Genomic DNA, 3448 nt, shown 5'->3' on the forward strand with positions numbered 1-3448 from the left:
ATCCGTTGCAGAGGGACCAAGCATTGCAAGGAACTTCCTGAGCTCTCCGGTCTGGAAGGGTCGGATTGCATTTTTCTTAGCACGTCGAGAGGGTACCAACCGCGAGGCGTCCGATAGGATGCCGAGTGGTCCCTCAGAGACTGATTGTGATTTCAACCCATCAGAGCTGCAAATATCTCCGAAATACGCTTTGTGCCGCCGGGCGTAATCGTAAAAAGCAATGATCGGTTGCATGTAAGCGATGATCGTCCCGCTGCTGTAGGCATCGCCCGTCACGGGACTGATAGCTGTGGACAGGCCATCCCGGAAATCAATCAAATCGTCCTGAGATGCCGTCGGCCAATCAACGTTGGCCTCCAAACACCAGTTAAACCAGAACGCCAATGCGCTAGCAACATTTTTCCAGGTTCGCGGCGATGACCGGGAACCTGATTGGCAGTACTCGTCGTTAAGGAACGCAGTCGCTTCCTCGAACAGTTGTTGTTCTGGCTCCCAGAACAAACTTGGCTGTCCCACCTTCAGACCTCCGAAGTCTCGAGCGATGTGAACCACCACCCCACTGTTCATTATCCTAGCCCCATTAATCGATCGTTACAAACCTTATACTCCGTTAACTCACTAATATCAATGATCTTATTATTATAAGGTGAACACGCTTTCGCATCCGTTCCCTTATACCTAATTAGATGAAAGTTACCCGTTTGTACTGGCAGGCCAAGTCATTATTGGAGGTTCATATTGCACAGTCGAAGTCCGACAGCAGAATCAACGGCAACCCTTGTCTCACAGCGCTCGCAACTGCCTCGGCGGCGACGCCGATATCGGGTAAACGGTCCGGTGGATCGAGCGCACTCAGCGGCGGGCGCACAAGCAATCCCACCCTTCCCGCATCCTCGTCACCCAGTCGACCCGCGATGATGCGCGACTGCAGAGGCGTATAACCAGCAGCAGCGGCCGCACTAAAAACATCTGGCGACAATGGCCTGTCGATGATTCTTATGGGTTCTGGCATCACGCGCTACCCTTATTCTGGTTGACCCCGTGCAACTTATCGCACTCCTTTAACCAAGGCCACCCCGTATATTTTCACAACCATTTACCAAATCCCTGGAAGCGCATGACCCGGTCGGGTTGGCCTGCGCCAGAAGCGCCAGCGGTCAGCACTGCGCAGGGTCAGGCGCTCTACCCCACCATGGGCGAGCACGCCGGTCAAACATTGCAGAGTTCCACCCCGGCGCCAGAAGTTTTGCAGGGCAGGATGCAGCGCCGCGAATGATTTTGCGGCATCGGGATACAACCAGGCTCCGGACCAGACCCAGAGCAGATTATCGGGAAGTTTACCGGCTGCCTGCAGTGCTTTGGGATAAGCGAGCGGTAACCCAAGCCAGGCAGCAGCGGCCTGAAGATAATCGGCCTCCGCCGCCAGACTTTGCCACTTTGTCAGCGGACACTGTTCCGGCAAGCGGCCCTCCCCCCAGGCCCAGAACAAACACCAGGATTCCATTCCCACTGCATGGATATCCTGATTGACGGGATGGGCCGCCAGAAACATCTGCAATTCATTGAGAAACGCATTCCAGCGCCGGGCATCCGCCCCAGTGACCTGCAAAGCCAGAGGCTCACGGCCCCACACCTGTTCCGGATCAGGACAGTGCAGATCGGGACTTGTACTGCTCAGCACATACCAGCGCCGCGCTCCACGCTGTAAAATCCAGGGTGTTTCTGCCAAAAATTCGACCGCAGCGTCAAACAACGCCACCGCATCACTTTCTTCCAGACCCGGCAACGGCTGCAATACCGCCCGCCCTGCCTGACCGCGAAAAGCCACTGGCTCCAGAGCAATGACCCAACGTCCGACGGTATTTATCCCTTCTGCTTCTGCCAGGAGCGCCGCCGCCGGGAGTGCGCCAGCAAAGCCCAGCAAATGACCGGCCACTTCCAGAGAAGATTCAGCCACCAATTGTTCGCGCTGCCCACGCCCCCAGTAGCGCGGTAATACTGCGCCCAGGTCCTCCTCCGGCATGCCGTGCAACCCCGACAGCCAGAGGCAGACATCGGCCATCAGCGATCCAGTATGGCGCGCTGTACCGCATCCAGAGTGGCATTGACGGTCACCACCTCGCCGCCCTGGGAAATGGCCGTGTCGGGATCCTTGAGACCATGTCCGGTAAGCGTGCAAACCACCGTGGCCCCCGCCTCGATTTTTCCGGCGCGGGCAGCGGCAACAACGCCCGCCACCGAAGTGGCGGAGGCAGGCTCACAAAACACGCCTTCAAATTTGGCTAACCAGCGCTGGGCTTCGAGGATTTGGGCATCGCTGTGGCTGCCAAACCAGCCACCACTTTCTTCCTGCACCCGATGCGCCTGATCCCAGGACATGGGATGCCCGATACGAATGGCTGTCGCAATGGTTTCCGGATTTTTCACAAACTCACCGGCCATAAACGGCGCGCTGCCCTCTGCCTGAAAACCGAGCATCTTCGGACGTTTTCCGGGTTTGCCATGACCATAGCGACACACCCCGTTGCAGAATTTGCAGGCCATGGTCAACACCTGGGAGGCATCAGCACGGCCATCGGTGGCTTCGCAATAACCCATCCAGTGCGCGGTGATATTACCTGCATTACCTACTGGCAATACGTGATAATCAGGGGCTTCGCCCAAGGCCTCGATAATTTCAAAGGCAGCGGTTTTCTGTCCCTGCAGACGGTAGGGGTTCACGGAATTGACCAGGGTAATGGGCGCATTGGCAGCCACCTCCTGCACAATCTGCATGCCTTCGTCAAAATTGCCGCGAATTTGCAAGACCAACGCGCCGTGCATCATGGCCTGAGATAACTTGCCCAAAGCAATTTTCCCTTCCGGGATCACCACAAAAGCCTGCATTCCGGCCCGCGCCGCATAGGCCGCTGCAGCCGCAGAAGTATTTCCCGTAGAAGCGCAGATGACCATCTCACTGCCATCTTCCTTGGCCTTGGTCACCGCCATGGTCATGCCCCGATCCTTGAAAGAACCGGTGGGATTCAGCCCTTCGAATTTGAGAAACAGGCGGATATCCACCCCCAATTGGCGCGGAAGATTCAGACATTCGATGAGCGGTGTATTCCCCTCACCGAGGCTGACTGCCTGGGTATCCGGGGCCAGAGGCAAAAAATCACGGTAACGATCAATAATACCGGTGTAACGCGTCATGACTAATTCCTGAAGCAATAAAAAATGGATTCGGAAAGCGGATTCACTGTTCGGCCAGACTTTCGACACGCAGCCGTAAAACGGGACGAGCCACTACCGGAAGGGCTTCAATCCGGCGGATGGCCTGCTCCAGATCGCCTTCGCGGCAACGGTGCAGCAAAAGAACGATGGGAACCGTATCGGCTTCCGGCGATTCTTTTTGCAGCAAAGCCTCAATGGAAATCTGGTGTTCCGCCAGCATGGTCGCCACCTGGGC

Annotated in this window: 5 protein-coding genes; all 5 read right to left on the reverse strand. The window is 56.6% G+C overall.

The annotated features are described in order from the left end of the window. Positions 1-567 (reverse strand): hypothetical protein (locus AC2VLY_RS02635; protein ID WP_486894155.1); only part of this gene is annotated, 567 nt, incomplete at its 3' end. 166 nt (positions 568-733) lie between these two features. After that, positions 734-1012, reverse strand: a complete 279-nt coding sequence (locus tag AC2VLY_RS02640) for a hypothetical protein (RefSeq protein WP_486894157.1) — start codon at positions 1010-1012, stop codon at positions 734-736. Between the two features lie 84 nt (positions 1013-1096). After that, positions 1097-2062 carry a hypothetical protein gene (locus AC2VLY_RS02645; protein ID WP_193651353.1) on the reverse strand — a complete coding sequence of 322 codons (966 nt, stop codon included), beginning with the start codon at positions 2060-2062 and terminating at the stop codon, positions 1097-1099. After that, the gene (thrC, locus tag AC2VLY_RS02650; protein WP_486894158.1) at positions 2062-3192 is read right to left on the reverse strand and encodes a threonine synthase; all 1131 of its coding nucleotides are present in this window, start codon (positions 3190-3192) and stop codon (positions 2062-2064) included. Before thrC ends, AC2VLY_RS02645 begins: the two co-directional genes overlap by 1 nt. Before the next feature lie 43 nt (positions 3193-3235). Beyond that, on the reverse strand, positions 3236-3448 hold a 213-nt coding region (locus tag AC2VLY_RS02655; protein ID WP_486921722.1), incomplete at its 5' end, for an ACT domain-containing protein.

This window comes from Acidithiobacillus sp. TH-A36, from assembly GCF_057473445.1.